Source organism: Neobacillus drentensis, assembly GCF_036966985.1.
Taxonomy (GTDB): Bacteria; Bacillota; Bacilli; order Bacillales; family Cytobacillaceae; genus Neobacillus; species Neobacillus drentensis_E.
Map to the genome: position 1 here is coordinate 1 of NZ_JBALSN010000161.1, position 18,063 is coordinate 18,063.

Genomic DNA, 18,063 nt, shown 5'->3' on the forward strand with positions numbered 1-18,063 from the left:
TCTGTGCGCCCAGCATGGGTGCAATCTATAGGGTGCAAGTCCCGAACCGTGAGGGTAGAAGTAACGGTTAGCTTAACACAAGGGTGTCCATGGTGACGTGGAATCTGAAGGAAGTGAGCGGCAAACCTCCGGTCTGAGGAACACGAACTTCATATAAGGCTAGGTATCATTGGGTGAGTCTGCAGAACAAGACAAATCCCTTTCTACCGAAGGTGGTACAGAGTAAATGAAGCAGATAGATGGAGGGAAAGATTGCACTCTTACCTGGGGAGGTCTGATTGTAATGCCAAGTACACTTGGTAACCTATCTAGCGATAGATAGCTGAACAGTCAGAAGTCAGCAGAGGTCATAGTACCTTACCTACTCGAGATGGTAAGGGAAGGACTGAACAATTAGGAAGAACGAGAACTAGGCATACAATTCCTGTGTAGAAGCAGACAATCCGAAAGGACTTACTTGAAGGAGGAAGTGGTGAAGCCCACTGGGGACTTCATGAGGGTGGAGCAGGAATAACATAAATAGATTTCTACGTTCACGTCGAAAGGAAATATCAAAATGTTAATGGATAGGGTTTTGTCACGGGAAAACTTAATAGAAGCACTTAAACGTGTCGAGAAGAATAAAGGGAGTCACGGCATAGATGGAATGTCCGTAAAATTCCTACGAAGACATCTCTATGAAAACTGGGATTCACTTTGTACTTCTATAAGAATTGGAACCTATGAGCCGAATCCAGTCCGTCGGGTCGAAATCCCAAAACCGAACGGTGGAGTAAGATTACTGGGTATACCTACCGTGACAGATCGTTTCATTCAACAAGCTATTGCTCAAGTGTTAACACCACTATTTGACCCAACCTTTTCAGAATATAGTTATGGATTCAGACCAAATAGGAGAGGACATGACGCAGTTCGAAAAGCAAAAGAATATATAAGTGAAGGTTACAGTTGGGTTATAGATATGGACTTAGAGAAATTCTTTGACAAAGTGAATCATGATAAGTTGATGGGGATATTGGCTAACAGAATTCAAGACCGTATGGTCTTGAAACTAATTAGAAAATACCTTCAAGCAGGAATCATGATTAATGGTGTAACCTATGATTCTGAAGAAGGAACACCACAAGGAGGTCCACTAAGTCCTCTTCTTTCCAATATACTGTTGGATAAACTTGATAAAGAATTGGAAAGAAGGGGTCATAAGTTCGTCCGCTACGCCGATGACTGTAATATCTACATGAAGTCAAAGAAAGCGGGAGAAAGGGTTATGAACTCTATAACAAACTTTATAGAAGTGAAATTGAAACTTAAAGTAAATAGAGAGAAATCCGCAGTTGACCGTCCATGGAAACGAAAGTTTCTGGGTTTTAGCTTTTCTTTCCACAAGAAACCGAAGGTTCTGATATCTAAGGAAAGTATCAAAAGACTAAAATCGAAAATACGTGAACTAACTTCACGTTCAAAATCCATCCCAATGGAAACAAGAATACAAAAATTAAATCAATATCTAACGGGATGGTGTGGTTACTATGCTTTAGCGGATACACCAAGTAAGTTTAAAGAATTTGATAAGTGGATAAGAAGAAGACTCCGTATGATTGAATGGAAACAATGGAAAACCCCCAAAACAAGAGTGAGAAAACTCAAAGGGTTGGGAGTACCAACAAACAAGGCTTACGAATGGGGAAACTCCAGAAAGAAATACTGGAGAATATCTAAAAGTCCGATTCTACACAAAACCCTCGATAACTCTTATTGGAGTAACCGAGGGCTCAAAAGTCTATATCACAGATATGAATTTCTTCGTCACACTTAGTTGAACCGCCGTATACCGAACGGTACGTACGGTGGTGTGAGAGGTCGGGGGTTAGTCACCCCCTCCTACTCGATTTTAGATAAAGAATAGCGAAAACGTGATGAAAGACGCATTTGTTATAACTCTTAACAGGGAAAAAAAACTATATTTCGCCTCTCTAAATTATTTAAAAAGTAGGTACATCGGAGCTTTTGATTCCCTGATTATTCTGATAAATTTGAATTCCACAAAAATAAAAGGGGTGCTGTTCTTGTTAAAGGTCCTATCAAAATCTGCATTTGCCTTAGCGTTAGCTGGTAGTCTTACTCTAACTGGCTATCAATCTACCGATTTACAACCAAAGGCAACTAAAGCACAAAGTACATATGATTTAAGTCTTGCTCATTATGTTGGGGCTTCCCCCGAACTAGCAGCAAAGGCGAAAGAATTAGGAAAAGATCTATCAAAAGTGGACCCAGCTGAGAAAGTTGCAAACAATCAAGGTACCAAATTTGAGCAGGCAGGCGACAACCATGTTGTAAATCAACCGGCAACTGGAGATGTACCAGTATTAGTTATTTTAGCAAAATTTAAAGAGGGAGATGAGCCAAAGGGCGATGTTCCAGGTCAGGTTCCTCCTAAATACTTTGAAGATTTAATTTTTGGTGATCATTATGACCCATATAAGTTAGATGAATTTAAGCAGTATGCAGAATTTAATGGTCAGAAAGCACCGACGGATAGTACAATGCAAAATATTTATAAGGAATCTAGTTATGGGAAAGTGAAACTAGTAAAGAAAGATAATACCGATCTTGTTTGGGTTGAATTGCCTAAGGGAGCGTCCTACTATTTAGATCAAGACGGAACATATGCTGAGGGCGGCAAATATGTAAACGGCAACGTTAATGGAGATGCCCATAATGGTGAATTAGTGACAGACCTATTTAAAGCAGCAGATGGTGTAGTAGATTATTCCAAATATGCCGTGAATGGACAAGTTCCAAATGTATTCATTGTGCATGAAGGAACAGGTGCTGAATTTAGCGGGGATCCTGCTCAAATTTGGTCACATAAATGGAATGCATTAAGCGCGGAATACTATGGATAGTACTATGAAACAGGTTTCTTTACACCAGATGTAAACAAAGATGGTAAAGTAAGTGGAAGTGAAATGAGTGCATGGCAGGCACAATTTATTAAAAATCATACACTTGATGGAGTCCTTGTAAACAATTACAATATCCAGCCGGAAATCGGTGGTAACGTTGCCGGCTACAATGAAGCAACTGGCGGGTATGATGAAGCTTCGAAAACAGGTCCATTCCCTGGACAACCTGGCGTATTTGCCCATGAATTTGGACATGCGTTAGGACTTCCGGATTTCTATGATACGGTTTACACATCAGAGGGTGTAGGTAACTATTCCATGATGGCAGGCGGTTCTTGGATGAGATATCCAGATGCAGCTGCATACTCTGGTAACTCGCCAGTCCATTTTGATCCATATTCAAAAATCTTCCTTGGCTGGGCTTCACCAATAGAAGTAAAGCCTGTTGATGGTGTTCAAACGATTACGTTGCCTCCAGTCAATTCTGCAGAGTCAACCAATGGAATTGTGAAGATGGAAGTACCTGGATCAAACGGTACAGAATATTTCTTATTTGAAAATGTTCAGCAAAAAGGGTTTAACAAAGGATTAATTCGTGAGGGTGCGGATGCCCATGGATTAGTAGCTTGGCATGTGGATGAAAATGTTCTTTCACTCTATCAAACAGCTGGCTTCCGTCCTAATAATGTGGAAAACTGGATGAATAAGCGATTCCAGTTTAATCAATCACAAACAGCTAGCAATGGCGATGTTGTAACACACTACGGATTATCTATCCTACAAGCGGATGGTAAGTATGAGCTTGAAAAGAATGTAAACCGTGGAAATGCCGGTGACTTCTTTAAGACAGGCAGTAAGCTTACTCCGGTTTCCGGGAATGTTCACACCGGTTCCTACTACTTCTGGAAAGGCTATAGCTCTACTCCTGCTTATTCCGGAATCCATGTCACTGATATCACTGAGAATGCAGACGGATCGATTACTGCAAAATTCTTCTATAACTTTAATGAATCTACTAAGTAAAAGCCAGCCCGGGTTCCTATGGAACTCGGGTTTTTCAATGTTATGATTATTTCCAGACATTCCAATTTAGGGGAATTATGATAAAATACTACTTAAACTCCTGAAAGTGATGTGCGAAAAATGCAGCTATCCTTAACCGTTCGAGGCCAAGGTGCGGAAGCCGTTTCTTACCTTTTAGCCAAAAATCCCAATAATCTTTATGAACGTGGTGAGAAAGGGCAATCTGTCCGCCTGGTTTATCCTATTTTTTCAAGAGAAGAAGTACAGTTCATCATCTTTGTAAAAACAGACCCAATTGACTTAGTCAAGAACTCACCTGATTTATATGATATTTCTCATTACATAAATGACCGCGAGTTTGCGGCAAGTAGCATATTTGTTACCTCCATCCGAAAAGCATTGGGGACTGCGTTAAATGGAAAACCGAAGGAGGAATATGCCTCATGGGTTGAACATCCCTTTGATATGGAATTATCTTTTGGTCCGGTAGCCACGGATTTAAACAACCGCGAGTTGGATGCGTTATTTGCACCAATGGGTTATGCGGTTAAGATTGAATATGGGGAAAGTGCTATCCGAGAAAAAAGCTCAGCAAGATTTATCACCCTTTCAGGGAAACAAACACTTCAGAATGCACTCAAACAACTTTCGGTTCTGATTCCGGTAATCGATAACTATAAACATTATTTTATTGATGAACGAGAACTAGAGAAGTTTGACCGCTACGGAGAAGGCTGGTTAGAAAAACACCCACAAAAGTCGCTTATCCTAAATCGTTCTTTACGGTTCCAAAAAATGATTTCACAGTCAAAGTTCTTTGAAAAAGAAACGAAAAAAGAGGAGGCAAACGAGCCGCCGAAAATACGTTTAAATGATCTTCGCTACGAAGCGATTATAAAATATGTCGAGGCCTTAACCAAAAAACAAACCATTGTTGACTTAGGTGCTGGGGAAGGAAAGTTATCCATCAAGTTAGGATTTATTGAAGGGGTGCAGGAAATTCTTTCAGTCGAGCCATCGAATCGGGCACGGTTAAAGGCATTAGACCGATTTGATCAAGCAAAAGAAAAACGTGGATTTGTGGAGCCTCAGTTATTAGCTGGATCGTTATTTTATTATGATGAACGGCTTATTAACAAAGATGTCATGATTCTTTGCGAAGTAATTGAACATATAGATGAATACCGGTTACCAAGGGTATTCGAGACGATTTTTAAAGACTATCGACCAGAAGTATTGATCGTGACTACACCGAATCAAGAATATAATGTGGTTTATGATATGGATGAGGCAATGAGACATCATGATCACCGCTTTGAATGGACAAGGGAAGAGTTTACAGCGAAATGTGAAACTTGGGTAAGTTCCTATCCCTATGAAGTACGTTTTCAAGGCATTGGTGAAGAACATCCGACTTTTGGTCACCCTACGCAGATGGCAGTCTTTTCAAGAGAGGAGGGGCAATAATGACCAAAATTCACTTACCCTATGCTGGAATTGTCCTCTTTGTCGGACCCTCAAATAGCGGCAAAACCACGTTATTAAACCGACTGGTCCATGAAAAGAAGATTCTAGCTTCAGAAGTTGTCAGTTCCGATCAATTCCGGGTCCTTGTCAGTGATGTAGAATTTATTACCTGGAATCAGCGTCCAAAGGATGAAGCGGATGCCTTATTTGATGAATACTACCGGATTTCAAACGAAGCATTTGATGCGATGGAATATTTAATTGGGAAACGGTGCCGTTTAAATAAATTAACAATAATAGACGCGACACACTTAAAAGAAGAGGATCGTGAGCGTTATCTTCACCTAGGTAAAAAATATCATGTCCCCGTGATTGCGATTGTGTTAAACGTAACGGAAAAAGAACTCATTTCTCGTGATAAGGAGCGGGATTTTCCACGCGGGAAGAATCGGCTCAAGCAGCAATACCAGCACTTCAAGCGAACGCTTAGGTTTATTAAGAAGGAAGGCTTTCACCGCACCTATATCTTAGATGAACCGGAGCTTGAGGCCCTGGATATAGGACGGCTGGCGAATCCTTTATCTATCGATGTGGGTCATGGCATTGATTTTATTGGGGATATTCATGGCTGCTTGGAGGAGTTTCTTGAATTGCTCACCAAGCTGGGTTATCAGGAAAACGAGGAAGGCTTGTTCTTTCATCCAGAGTGTAGGAGAATCCTTTCACTTGGTGACGTAATGAGTCGTGGACCACAGTCGCTGGAAACCATGCAATTTTTCAAAAAACATGTGGATGCAGGAATTGCATACATGATAGATAGCAATCACGGCTGGAAAATTGCCCGCTGGCTGGATGGGCGCAAGGTGAACCTGGCACATGGTGATGAAAAAGTAGAAGCCGATTTTGCAGAGTATGAGCGCAGATTTGGTCAAGAGACCACTGAACAATTAAAGGCAGAACTAAAGGAACTCCTACTGGCTGCAAAGTCCCATTTGGTTATCCAAAAAAATGGTGTCAATGTGGCGGTTGCAACGCATGCCGGGATAAGGGATTGGCATATTGGCAAACAATCGCCACGGATTTCTGATTTTTGCCGGTACGGAGATTCAGAGGGGATTGATGAAAATGGCAAGCCGCGGCGAAAGGACTGGACCATTGAACATCAATCACAAGAATTAATTATTTGGGGGCATGATCCCAAGCCGCAGCCACTATTAGTAAATAACACACTTAACATTGACCAAGGTGTGGTATTTGGCGGGAGGCTAACCGCCTATCGTTTTCCAGAAAAACAATTTGTATCGGTAGCGGCAAAACAGGATTATGCCAATGTTCCTGACAACCCAATTAAGGAATGGGAACGAAAGCGGTTGGCACCGCCTAATCTAGGGAAATTTGTCAATGGGTTTTCGGTGATAACCGAGCATTATGGGGAGGTTGCTATCCATAAGGATGTGGCCAAATCCGCCCTGGATGACTTTTCCCATTACACTCTACCGCTTGAGGAGATTGTCTATTTACCGCCGACAATGAGCCCAACTCCGAAACCTTCGAATTTAGCGGGATACTTAGAGCACCCGCAAGAAGCGTTTGACTATTATCAAGCGAATGGCATTGATACGATGATTGTGGAGAAAAAACATATGGGAAGCCGCGGCATTTTGCTTCTTTTTAAAAATAAGGAAGCAGCCAAAGCGTATATCGGCAGAGAGACATTAGGTTCGATTTATACAAGGACTGGCAGGGCCTTTTTCAAAAAAGATCTGGAGGAACAAATTTTACAAGTTCTGCATGCAGATTTAAGTCGTTATTTTGAAAAATACAACACGGATTTTGTCTTACTGGACGCTGAGATCCTGCCGTGGAATCTTAAAGCAAAAGAACTTATCATGAACCAATATGCCCATGTGGGAGAAATGGCATTGCTTGATCGCAGTAAATTAAAAGGACAATTGGAGAAAGCCGCTGCTAACGGTAAGGATGTTGCCAGTTGGCTTGCTGAAACGGATGAAAAGATTCAAAATGCGAAAGTGTTTAACGAAGTGTATCAAAAGTATTGCTGGGAAACGGAAGGGTTAGCAGGGATTCAAATTGCTCCTTTTCATGCACTAGCCCATAGTAATGAAACATTTTTCGATAAACCACACACCTGGCATATGGAGAAGAATAAAGAATTCAGCGTCCTTTCCGAGCTTTTTATGGAAACGGAATATCGGCTGGTCAACGATGAGGACTCCATGAAAGCGGCGATTGCTTGGTGGGAAGAAATGACGGAAGAAGGGCATGAAGGCTTTGTTGTTAAGCCGGAGGCATTTGTGGCTCGTCATAAAGGCAAGTTAGTGCAACCGGCTATTAAAGTAAGAGGCCGCAAGTATTTGCATATTATCTACGGCATCGATTACTTACAACCAGAGAATCTATCCCGGCTAAAGCAGAGAAATGCGGGCAAGAAACAACGCAATGCCTTAAAGGAATTTTCCTTAGGTGTGGAAGCAGTGAAGCGCTTTGTTGGAAGGGAATCATTGGACCGCTACCATGAATGCGTGTTTGGGATTCTAGCATTGGAATCAGATCCAATTGATCCAAGATTATAGTTGCAAAAGGGCGAACTTGTCTAGTGGCAAGTTCGTTTTTTCTATGTGTAATAACTTTACATCTCATGCCCATATTATAGTAAAAAGGAGTGTGAGAACATGGCTGTTCATATTGTGGATGCTGGTGAAAGTTTGTGGATGATATCAACGAAGTATGGTGTTTCGACCCAAACGATTGTCGAACTGAATGGATTGCCATCATCTAATGCACTCGCGCCAGGGCTTGCTTTATATCTTCCGGATCATCTGCCGCCACTGCACTCGTATCGAATTAAAGCCGGCGATCATATCTGGAATTTGGCTCAGCAATTCAACAGTACTCCTGAAGCCATTCTGGCCGCAAATCCAGGTTTGAATCCAACTCAATTAATGATTGGCCAAACCATCAATGTGCCATCTCCGATGAAATCGGATCTAGCGACACTTGGATTTTTAGTACCTTCCTCCGAAGCTGCCAATCTGGCAACTTTGAATTCTATCGCGGGGCAACTTACGTATTTAGCAGTGGTCGCTTATTCTTTTACAGAGGAGGGATATGCTTTTAATATGGTTGAGGATGCAGCCCTAGTCGCAAGAAGTAATCAATTGAAGGTCGTCCCGTTGATGATGATTAGAAATTTGGCGGGAACTGATTTTAGTGCGGAGTTGGCAGGAAGGGTGCTCGAAAATCCAACGTATCGTGCAAATCTAGTGGCAAGTATTGTGAATTTAACGAAACAACGAGGCTTTGGCGGTGTAAGTATTGACTTTGAATTTATTCCACCTGCACGACGGAATGACTTTATTTTGTTTCTTATGGCTTTAAAAAAAGGTTTAGGTGAATTGATATTACATGTAAATGTTCATGCGAAAACAGCTGATATACCGACAAATCGAATTATTGGTGCTTACGATTATGCCGGTATTAGTAATGCAGTTGATTTAGTTGCCGTGATGACAATGGATTATGGTTACCCTGGAGGACCACCTGATCCAATTGCCCCGATTCCGTGGCTGGAGCAAGTCATTCAATATTCACTCACGCAGATTAATCCTCGTAAACTACAAATCGCGTTGGCGTTGTATGGGTATGACAAGGTCGTAGGGACGAATCAAACACGTGCTCTATCAGTAACTGCTGCTCAAAATCAAGCGATTGCTGTTGGCGGTCCGATTGAATTTGATCCTACAGCGAAAGCACCATGGTATCGCTACTGGCCTAGTGGGAAGGAACATATCGTTTGGTTTGAAGATATTCGCAGTTATATAGAAAAGTATAACTTAATGGGTCTTTATCGATTAGCGGGCACGACTTTTTGGCAAATTAGCTTGCCGGCACCTCAGAATTGGGCTTATCTTAGTAAAAATTTTAATGTGGTGAGGAGGATGGTATAATTTTACACTGAATTAGGTGGGGGATTTTTGTTTTTGTACAATTTTAGGATGGTTTTGTGCTAGTTTGGGATAGTTTTGTGAAAATTTTACTGCCTTTTGTACGAAATTTGGAGTGTTTTGTACAATTTTCAAGGGGGTTTGTACAATTAGACATATTTTGGAAATCCGAAGATTGTCCAAGAAAAAACGCAAAGATGATATTATTTACTTTTTTCGGACAAACCCAAAAACGGATAATTTCAACGGTAACGCTAAGAAAAGTTATAACTCGAAAGAGCCGTTTCCTAATTCATTTTTATTACATATATATTGGTAATAGAGGGTCTGCATTCAGCGTGGAGCCCTTCTATTCTGATAAGAAAGATGTGATACTGTTGGATAAAGTGAAAAGCGGGAATTTAGACCTAGAGTTTCTGAATAATACTCAGCTCATTTTAGAAAATGTTCGGCTCCTCGGTTTAAATACGGTGAATGTACCTTTTCAAGTTGATGTCCCGAATACTACATCAAATACAATGACTCTAAATGAGGAGAGATATTTATTATCGAAAGGAATTGTCGAAACACTTCAACAAAACCGCATTAAAGTGATTTTGGAACCATTTCCATATATTCGTGGAGGAGCAGTGGGAGAAACAGCCTGGAATCCTCAAGACAAATTCGAGTGGTTTCGAAATTGGACTGCCATTTGTGAGCGTTTGATAAACGAAATAGCAATTCCTTATAATGTTTGGTGTTTTAATGTAGCAAGTAACCTTGGGTATATTGAATATGATTTTGATGCGAAAACTTATCCTTTTACCAAACAATGGGAGGAACTATTTGCTTTTATACGTAGTCGGTATAAAGAGAAGGTTATTTATCGAACAAATTATTGGTACGAAAACCAATCAAGAGACCTCAAGAAAAATAACCCCCTTTGGAACTTTGTGGACTTTGTCTCGATTGATACGTAGTTTGAGTTAGATAACAATCCTTCACCAAGTCTCAACGACTTAGTGGCCGATCTTTTTTCCACAAAGGTTTACAATCGAAAACAAAACGTTTACCAGGAAATCAAAGATTTGGCAACAAGAACAGGTAAACCTATATTCTTTGGAGGATTTGGTTGTCCAAGCCTAGATTATGGCCCCAAGTTTCCTTGGGATGTCGTGGTATCTTCTGTTTACAATGAAGATGTACAAGCCAACTTATTCAAAGCCTATCAACAGGTATTTTCTAACGAGTCTTTTTTCTTGGGATTCAGCGTTTGGACAATCAACTCTCAGGATTCATACAAAGTTATTGGGAAAAAAGTAGAACCGGTCATTCGTTCCTTCTTTGGGAACCTTACTCCAGATCCTACCGAACCCCGACAAGGTGATTTCCACTATGATTCCTCTACCCGTACGATTCGTTATTATAATGGTTCCGACTATATAGATATCGTTACCCTTCAATCCTTAATACTCCATCCGGATGGGGCAACAGGAAAAGATACGATGATTGTTTCGAAATATGAACAAGCTCGCTACCCTAACAATCCGAGTCTGAAGGTAGGAACGGTGACAGATTCCGGTGATAATGCGGTCTATCGTATGTTCCTAGCGTTTGATGTCTCGCAGCTTCCTCCTGGAGCTCAAATTTTTTCCGCCTCGTTAGAGCTGTATTGTTATTCTAATTTCACCTCAAATGAGATAGAACTATATGAAGTCGTGGAGAATTGGAGTGAGAACGTGAATTGGGCAACAGCTCCAGCAACCTTAGCTCAACCAACTTCTACTCAGTTTGTGGACGTTACAAAAGGATGGAAATCCTTTGATATCACTGCGTTTGTACACCGTTGGCATTCAGAGGGAAGTTCTAACCAAGGATTGATGATGAAACTAGTGGACGAAAGTATTCCTGATCAAAGTAAGTATTTCCGATCTTCAGATTATACAACTGATCCTGCCCAACGTCCGAAGGTAACCATCCTGTATGTATAAAAAAACTAATTCTTCCCTTAGTCCATTTTAAGGTGCAATGGATTTAGGGAAAATACGATGTGCAAGAAGTTGTATAAATCAATGGAACTTTATCAATTAGCGGGCACGAATTATTGACGAATTAGCTTGACCTAGAAATCTAGTGGTTGTCCAATCAAAAAGTCAGCTATGATATTATTTGTTTTTTTCGGACAAACTCTTAGGAAAAAGGAAAGGTTGGAACAGATTCTTGAGTAGCAGATGTAAATATTACATGCTTATTATTACTATCATGGTTATCACAGCATCCATTCCTTCTATAAAAGTAAATGCGATGGACGGCCACGAAATTCTGGCTCAGCAGATAAATCAACTAATTAATAACGATCCGGCCTTAAATGGAGCCATTGCTGGGATCAGTATCCGTTCGGCTGCCGATGGGAAAATCATTTATGACCATCAAGGGGATGTCCGCTTAAGGCCAGCTTCCAACATGAAACTAATAACGGCAGCTGCGGCCCTAAATATTCTAGGGGAAAACTATACCTTCGTGACGGAAGTTCTAACGGATGGCCCAATGAAAAAGAAAACCCTCAATGGAAGTCTCTATTTAAAAGGGAAGGGCGACCCAACTTTATTGAAATCCGATTTTGATCAAATAGCTGTTGAAATCAAAAAACACGGCATCAAAAAAATAAACGGAAATATCGTCGGCGATGATACCTGGTATGATGATGTCCGCTATTCACTCGATTTACCCTGGAGCGATGAAATGACCCATTATGGGGCACAGATTTCGGCACTAACGGCATCACCAACCCAAGACTATGATGCTGGATCTGTCAAAGTAGTCGTACAACCTGCAACGAGAAAAGGCGACAAGCCAATCGTGAAAATGACCCCGAAAACCAATTATTTAAAAATTGTCAATCACGCCGTCACCGGTGCAGAGGAAAGTAAAAAGAATATTACGATCGAGCGGGTACACGCAAAAAATACCATCACCATCAAAGGAACAATCCCAATCAAGGAAAAACCGGAACAGGACTGGATCGGTGTCTGGGATCCAACAAGATATGCCATGTCCCTATTAAAACAATCGTTAACAGAACACGGAATTCAAGTGACTGGAAAACTAAAAACAGGTATGGTGCCTGACACCGCAAAAATGTTAACAACCCATCATTCCATACCATTATCTGAGCTACTGGTTCCTTTTATGAAACTGAGCAACAACGTCCATGCGGAAATTTTAATTAAGGAAATGGGCAAGGTGAAGGGTAAAGGGAGTTGGGAAAACGGACTGAAAGTATTAAATTCTGAATTAGTCAAATTTGGGGTTAACCCCAAAACATTGGTCCTTAGGGACGGGTCTGGTGTTTCACATGTCAATCTGATTCCAGCAAACCAACTATCGCAACTGTTGTTTGCCGTGCAGAAAGAAAAGTGGTTTTCGAGCTATCTTCAGTCATTACCAGTTGCTGGTGTACCTGAAAAGATGATAGGCGGTACCTTAAGAAATCGCTTAAATGATCCTCTTGTCAGAGGAAGGGTAAAGGCAAAAACAGGAACCATCTCTACGGTGAGTTCCATATCAGGCTACGTAAAAACCAAAAGTGGACAAACTTTAATCTTTTCGATTCTCTTAAATAACTTACTTGAAGATACTAAAGGGAAAAAGGTGGAGGATCGTATGCTAACTATAATAGCCAATCAATAATCCAACTAATTCGAATAGAATGGTCATGCTCAACAAATCCTATTTGTAAAATGTACGGATGGAGACAGAGTGATGATCTATGGCAGTCATGTTAGCATTAAAAACGGATATTTAGGAGCAGCAAAACAAGCGGTTGCAAATGATGCATCCGCTTTTCAGTATTTTCCGAAAAACCCGAGAAGTCTTTCCATCAAGGATTTTGACCGAGAAGATGCGAAAAACTGCAATGAATTTTGCCAAAAACATCACCTGCAATCAATAGCTCATACTCCTTATTCTACAAGTTTAACTCCATCAGAAGACAAGCAAGATTTAACGATCGACTCCCTTCTCAATGATTTAGAAATTGCCAATGCCTGTGGTTCCATTGGAGTCGTAGTCCATTATGGAAGCCAAATCAGCCAAACTGACCCACTAGCAAGTTATCATTTAATGCTTGCGATGTTAAATGGGGTCCTTAGTCAGTGGGATGGAGAATGTTTGATTCTGTTAGAGAATAATGCTGGTACAAAAGGAGCGTTAGGAACAACCTTTGAGGAACTGGTCCAAATTAGAAATCTATGTGATTACCCAGATAAAATCGGCTTTTGCCTCGATACCTGCCATGCCTTTGCGAGCGGCCTTTGGACAGGGGGAAATTCAGGTGATCTGCTGGAAAAAGGGGAAAGTTTAGGATACTTTGCCGAGTTAAAGGCCATTCATTTAAATAACTCGAAATACCCAACAGGCTCAAAAAAAGACCGGCACGCAAACATTTTCCACACTAAGGGCCTAATCCAAGCCCATCAATTAAAGGAACTAATTACATCACCTGTTTTTAAGGGAATTCCCTTAGTCCTAGAAACTCCTGATGATGAAGGGTTGTCTCATAGAGAAGAAATAGAAATGCTCAAGCAAAAGTGGGGGAAATAATTTCTTGAAAATTTGAAGTATTAATTTTACTATAAATATAATGATAAAGAGTTATTCCATGGGAGAGCAAATGAATATGAATAAAAAACAAGGACAACTTCTTTCTGAACGTTTTGAAGTAGCTTTTAACCAAGTACACGATGCATTGCGGGATATCGTTCAAATAAATGATGATAGGTTCGTTGTCCTCGTGAAGGTTGGCGCCAAAAAATATCAAATGATTGAAACCTATAAAAAGGACTTAGAGCAATATGCCCGTCTTCGGAACGCAATTGTTCATGAGAAAATGGAAATTGGATTTTATATTGCAGAGCCTAACGCAAAGGTCGTTTCTCATATTGAAAAAATCGCGAATGTGTTTAACAGTCCTAATTATGCACTGTCGATTGCTACGAAGAAAGTGGTGTTCTTTGATTATCACGACAGTATCTTAAAAGTAACAGCCGCAATTAAACAGTACGGTTATTCTAAGTTTCCGGTTTATAAAAACAAAAAATGTATGGGCTTACTTACATCGAGTTCGATTGTGAAATGGATGGCGCAAAATATGGAAAGCGGTCTTGTCAATCTTGCCAACATCCATGTATCAGATATCATGAATTATGAGAAGGAATATCCAATCGAAATCGTCTCAAAAGAGATTAATATATTTGAGGTTGAAAATATTTTTGAAAAAGCACATAAGAAGAAGCGCAAGATTGAAGGAATAATCATCACTGAAAATGGAAAAGTGGACGAGACGCCCCTGGGCATGATTACTGCTTGGGATTTAATTCAAATTGATTACACAGTGGAGTGAATAGAATTCATCCTAATGATCAATAAATTCAATTGAAATCGGAAAAACTGTAATAGATGGAATCCTCACAGAAAGGGCAGGGTGAATTTATGCGGAATTATCGATTTCTCATCAATGATCAATTTCAAGCCAACAGCATTGCGGAAGACCTAAGAGTACAATTGGACATTAACCGTTTTAATGACGTAAATATTTTGTCGGTTGATAATCGCAATGAAGTGCTTGTCCAAATTTATGAATCCAATGGGGCAGCACAAGAAACGGTTGAATCCTTTATGCAAGATTACCATAAAGGGATAGTGATTGAATAACCAATAAAGTTCTCCTGTCTTGGAGAGCTTTTATTTTGCATTTTAATAACGAGCACACCTCGTAGGCATGCTCGTCGCTTTAGGCTGATTTTGCTAAAATTCAAACTCGCTTAATTGATCCATATGTGAGGCGATCATGGCGATAATGGTTGTTGCTTCTTCTTTGCTAAAAATGAAATGAGACTCATCTTTGATTAATTCATCATCTGTGGTCCAGATCCGATTAACACGTTTGAGGACACCGTCACCAGTAGCTTGAACCAATCCGAATTGATAAGTTACTTCCACTTCATCCTCATGTTTAAAGGCTGTTACCTCCGGTGTCGACCAATCAACATCAATTTCCTCAAAAATGTCGTCACTGTTCACTTGTTCGGCTTCGTAATACTCTTCTTCCTCATCATCATCCACATAGATGGTTTCTACCCCATCATCATCTTCCTCCTCATCATAGACCTCGGAAGTCTGAAGATAGACCCCATCATCTGTATAGTGGTCATCGCCGTTCATGTAATCATGTAAACTGGCGTGAACTTCATCGACAATGTCTTCTATGTCTGAAAGGATGACCTTCGCAGTATGTCCAGTGTCAACATCGAAGGTATCGATGTAAAATTCCTCATTTTGAGGATCAAAGAACAATGAGCAGAAATAATCACGCTCTAGTTCTTCGGTATCAACATCTGCGGTATCGACATAAAACTCAATCCTCGGATGTTTGGCAGCTCTTTCAATTGTCATTTGACCAACCTGATCATATTCTTCACAAATAGATTCCAGGTGTTCTTGCAGCTCTCCACATACTCTGTCAAACCATTCTAACGACATCAAACATCCCATCCTTTCAATGTTAATCGAGGTTATTATTACCAAATATGAAGAATATATGTCTTTTCTTATAACATTGAAGGAATAACAAACATGAAACTCGAACAGAGTGAGTATGTAGATTTATTTTAGAAAGTAATTGGAGGTTCCCATGCAATCGTTAATAAACGAACTAAAGGAAATATGTCATGAAGTACCCTTAAAAGAAAAAATTGTCATTGTTGATTCCCATGCGATCGGGGAACAAATCAATGGGGCTTTCGTTAAACAAGGACACCAAGCCATTAATCTCAAGTATCAAACAGTGAATGACTTAGCCCAAACCTTAGTCGAGTTGAATTCAGAACAGCCGCAACATAGTTTAGACCATACTGTTGGAGTGCATTTTACCTACAATCTTCTAAATGAGTTGAAGAAACAAGATAAACTTCGTTACTTTGCTGGAATGGAAATCACGCCAGCCTTTAGTCATGCCATTTATTCAACCATTCAATCATTACGGTTAGCTGGCTATACAAAGGATACTTTGAAAAAGGAAGCATTTATTAATCCAGACAAAGCAGAGGATCTACATCAGATTCTTACTAAATATGAAGATATTTTGATTAGTCAGCAATTTACCGACAAAGCAAAACTGATACATAAGGCACTTAAATCGGCTCAAATCGATGAAAAGAGAGTGTTTATTTTACAATCCGGTCTGAACTTATCATATCTAGAAGAAAAATTCCTGAGTAAAATTATCCCTGAGGCTGTTTATAAGCTGCCGCTTTCTCCTGTATTGGGTATCCATACCCCTGAGCGGTCAAGCCTTCGTTCCGTTTCTTGGGGAAGCCCTTCACAATTAAGTTATATTTATCAACAGGAAGATGCAAGCGGCGAACCAAACATAGAACTATTTACTGCTAAAACAGAAGAAATGGAAGTTAAACAAATTTTAGAAAAGATCAAAATGGCAAAAACTCCACTCGATGAAAGTGTGGTTTTCTATACCAATGCTGATTCATACATAACCCAGTTTTACCACCTGTCCCAAAAGATGGACCTGCCCATTACTTTTGGTGAAGGCCTTCCGATTTCATTCAGCCGACCAGGCCGGCTAGTTTCTGGATTAATCGCGTGGATGCAGTCCAACTATAGTGTCTCAGCCTTTCTTGATTTATTGAATGAGGGCTTGATTGTAATGGGTAAAGGCGTTCCCTTTATTGAGGGAGGATTTGTTGGCCTTGATGAAGTGGTGATGTCTAATTCAAAATTAACCAGAGTCCTCAGGGACCTTCAAATTGGGTGGTCTCAGGATCGCTATCTTAAACTGCTCGGTGAGGAATTGAACCGGCGCAGTGATCAGTTACTTGAACACGAACATGATGATGACCATGATTATTATGAGAATCAAGCAAAAGATATTTTCTGGATTTGGGCGTGTTTTCAAGAAATTTTCAAGAATCTTCCACCATTAGAGGCAACGATGGACTATAAAAAATGTTTAACCGGCATCGCGTTTATTCTTAAATATAATGCTAAAACCGGATCTGCTCTAGACGAAATAGCAAAATCAGCTCTTTTGGATGAAATTAAAAAGCTGCTCCCATATGCAGACGAATCGTTATCAAGCTATGATCTATTTGAAAAAATGAAGGACCTGCTGTTATCCGTTCGTGTCAATCAATCACGGCAAAAACCCGGCCACCTTCATGTTACATCTTATAAAAATGGTATTTATAATAGCCGGTCAAATGTCTTTTGCGTTGGTCTTGATAATAGGAAGTTTCCGGGTAATTTGAGCGAAGATCCACTCCTACTTGACACAGAGCGGATCCAGTTAGGTAATGGTATCCCTCTGCACCGAGAAAAGGGACAAGAAAATCTGTATACGATGTCACAAGTTCTTGCTAATTCAAATGGGCATGTCACGGTCAGTTACTGCAATTTTGATATGAACGATAATCGGGTCGTTAACCCCGCATTTTTTGTTTTGCAATGTTATCGGCTAATCACTGGCAATAAAGATGCAGAATTTAAAGCATTAAAGTCACTGCCTTCATCTATCATCGCGAGTGATATTTTTGAAGATAAAGATTATTGGAATGAAAAATTAACCAATGATGATTCACAGCAGCTTAATGATGGGATTCTTAACCATTTTTCAAATATTAAACAGGGAATCGCAGCGGAAACTGCAC

The 18,063-nt window shown here is 40.2% G+C and carries 14 protein-coding genes; 13 read left to right on the forward strand and 1 reads right to left on the reverse strand.

From position 1 onward, the window contains the following. The first annotated feature begins 556 nt into the window (after nucleotides 1-556). From ltrA to V7659_RS11110, 12 genes are all read left to right on the forward strand, one after another. Nucleotides 557-1,816 (forward strand): group II intron reverse transcriptase/maturase, encoded by a 1,260-nt coding sequence (gene ltrA, locus V7659_RS11055; protein WP_335540077.1) that lies wholly within the window; start codon nucleotides 557-559, stop codon nucleotides 1,814-1,816. 250 nt (nucleotides 1,817-2,066) lie between these two features. Then, the gene (locus V7659_RS11060) at nucleotides 2,067-2,906 is read left to right on the forward strand and encodes a hypothetical protein (RefSeq protein ID WP_335540078.1); all 840 of its coding nucleotides are present in this window, start codon (nucleotides 2,067-2,069) and stop codon (nucleotides 2,904-2,906) included. Nucleotides 2,907-2,969: 63 nt separating this feature from the next. Further along, nucleotides 2,970-3,929 carry an immune inhibitor A domain-containing protein gene (locus tag V7659_RS11065; protein WP_335540079.1) on the forward strand — a complete coding sequence of 320 codons (960 nt, stop codon included), beginning with the start codon at nucleotides 2,970-2,972 and terminating at the stop codon, nucleotides 3,927-3,929. Nucleotides 3,930-4,049: 120 nt separating this feature from the next. Then, on the forward strand, nucleotides 4,050-5,396 hold the full coding sequence (locus V7659_RS11070) for a 3' terminal RNA ribose 2'-O-methyltransferase Hen1 (protein WP_335540080.1): 1,347 nt from the start codon (nucleotides 4,050-4,052) through the stop codon (nucleotides 5,394-5,396). After that, the gene (locus tag V7659_RS11075) at nucleotides 5,396-7,990 is read left to right on the forward strand and encodes a polynucleotide kinase-phosphatase (RefSeq protein WP_335540081.1); all 2,595 of its coding nucleotides are present in this window, start codon (nucleotides 5,396-5,398) and stop codon (nucleotides 7,988-7,990) included. Before V7659_RS11070 ends, V7659_RS11075 begins: the two co-directional genes overlap by 1 nt. A gap of 99 nt (nucleotides 7,991-8,089) precedes the next feature. Further along, a complete protein-coding gene (locus V7659_RS11080) occupies nucleotides 8,090-9,364 on the forward strand; it encodes a glycosyl hydrolase family 18 protein (protein WP_335540082.1) in 1,275 nt (424 codons plus the stop codon). Between the two features lie 374 nt (nucleotides 9,365-9,738). After that, complete coding sequence (locus V7659_RS11085) at nucleotides 9,739-10,320, forward strand: hypothetical protein (protein WP_335540083.1); 582 nt, start codon at nucleotides 9,739-9,741, stop codon at nucleotides 10,318-10,320. Between the two features lie 42 nt (nucleotides 10,321-10,362). Beyond that, complete coding sequence (locus V7659_RS11090) at nucleotides 10,363-11,331, forward strand: DNRLRE domain-containing protein (RefSeq protein WP_420491723.1); 969 nt, start codon at nucleotides 10,363-10,365, stop codon at nucleotides 11,329-11,331. 229 nt (nucleotides 11,332-11,560) lie between these two features. Beyond that, nucleotides 11,561-13,030 (forward strand): D-alanyl-D-alanine carboxypeptidase/D-alanyl-D-alanine endopeptidase, encoded by a 1,470-nt coding sequence (gene dacB, locus V7659_RS11095; RefSeq protein ID WP_420491724.1) that lies wholly within the window; start codon nucleotides 11,561-11,563, stop codon nucleotides 13,028-13,030. Nucleotides 13,031-13,102: 72 nt separating this feature from the next. Next, the gene (locus V7659_RS11100; protein WP_335540086.1) at nucleotides 13,103-13,942 is read left to right on the forward strand and encodes a deoxyribonuclease IV; all 840 of its coding nucleotides are present in this window, start codon (nucleotides 13,103-13,105) and stop codon (nucleotides 13,940-13,942) included. A gap of 76 nt (nucleotides 13,943-14,018) precedes the next feature. Continuing rightward, complete coding sequence (locus V7659_RS11105; protein ID WP_335540087.1) at nucleotides 14,019-14,741, forward strand: CBS domain-containing protein; 723 nt, start codon at nucleotides 14,019-14,021, stop codon at nucleotides 14,739-14,741. 89 nt (nucleotides 14,742-14,830) lie between these two features. Next, complete coding sequence (locus V7659_RS11110; RefSeq protein WP_335540088.1) at nucleotides 14,831-15,052, forward strand: hypothetical protein; 222 nt, start codon at nucleotides 14,831-14,833, stop codon at nucleotides 15,050-15,052. A 93-nt stretch (nucleotides 15,053-15,145) separates the two neighbouring features. Here V7659_RS11110 and V7659_RS11115 read toward each other — a convergent pair whose 3' ends face one another. Next, nucleotides 15,146-15,880 (reverse strand): hypothetical protein, encoded by a 735-nt coding sequence (locus V7659_RS11115; RefSeq protein WP_335540089.1) that lies wholly within the window; start codon nucleotides 15,878-15,880, stop codon nucleotides 15,146-15,148. A gap of 151 nt (nucleotides 15,881-16,031) precedes the next feature. On the opposite strand from V7659_RS11115, the gene V7659_RS11120 reads away from it, so the two are divergent. Next, a partial coding sequence (locus V7659_RS11120; protein ID WP_335540090.1) for a hypothetical protein occupies nucleotides 16,032-18,063 on the forward strand: 2,032 nt, incomplete at its 3' end.

Bases quoted from the DNA above. Each gene is read 5' to 3' on its own strand.
- ltrA (WP_335540077.1), top strand. From the start codon at position 557: ATGTTAATGGATAGGGTTTTGTCACGGGAAAACTTAATAGAAGCACTT.
- V7659_RS11065 (WP_335540079.1), top strand. From the start codon at position 2,970: ATGAGTGCATGGCAGGCACAATTTATTAAAAATCATACACTTGATGGA.
- V7659_RS11070 (WP_335540080.1), top strand. From the start codon at position 4,050: ATGCAGCTATCCTTAACCGTTCGAGGCCAAGGTGCGGAAGCCGTTTCT.
- V7659_RS11075 (WP_335540081.1), top strand. From the start codon at position 5,396: ATGACCAAAATTCACTTACCCTATGCTGGAATTGTCCTCTTTGTCGGA.
- V7659_RS11080 (WP_335540082.1), top strand. From the start codon at position 8,090: ATGGCTGTTCATATTGTGGATGCTGGTGAAAGTTTGTGGATGATATCA.
- V7659_RS11100 (WP_335540086.1), top strand. From the start codon at position 13,103: ATGATCTATGGCAGTCATGTTAGCATTAAAAACGGATATTTAGGAGCA.
- V7659_RS11105 (WP_335540087.1), top strand. From the start codon at position 14,019: ATGAATAAAAAACAAGGACAACTTCTTTCTGAACGTTTTGAAGTAGCT.
- V7659_RS11110 (WP_335540088.1), top strand. From the start codon at position 14,831: ATGCGGAATTATCGATTTCTCATCAATGATCAATTTCAAGCCAACAGC.
- V7659_RS11115 (WP_335540089.1), bottom strand. From the start codon at position 15,880: ATGTCGTTAGAATGGTTTGACAGAGTATGTGGAGAGCTGCAAGAACAC.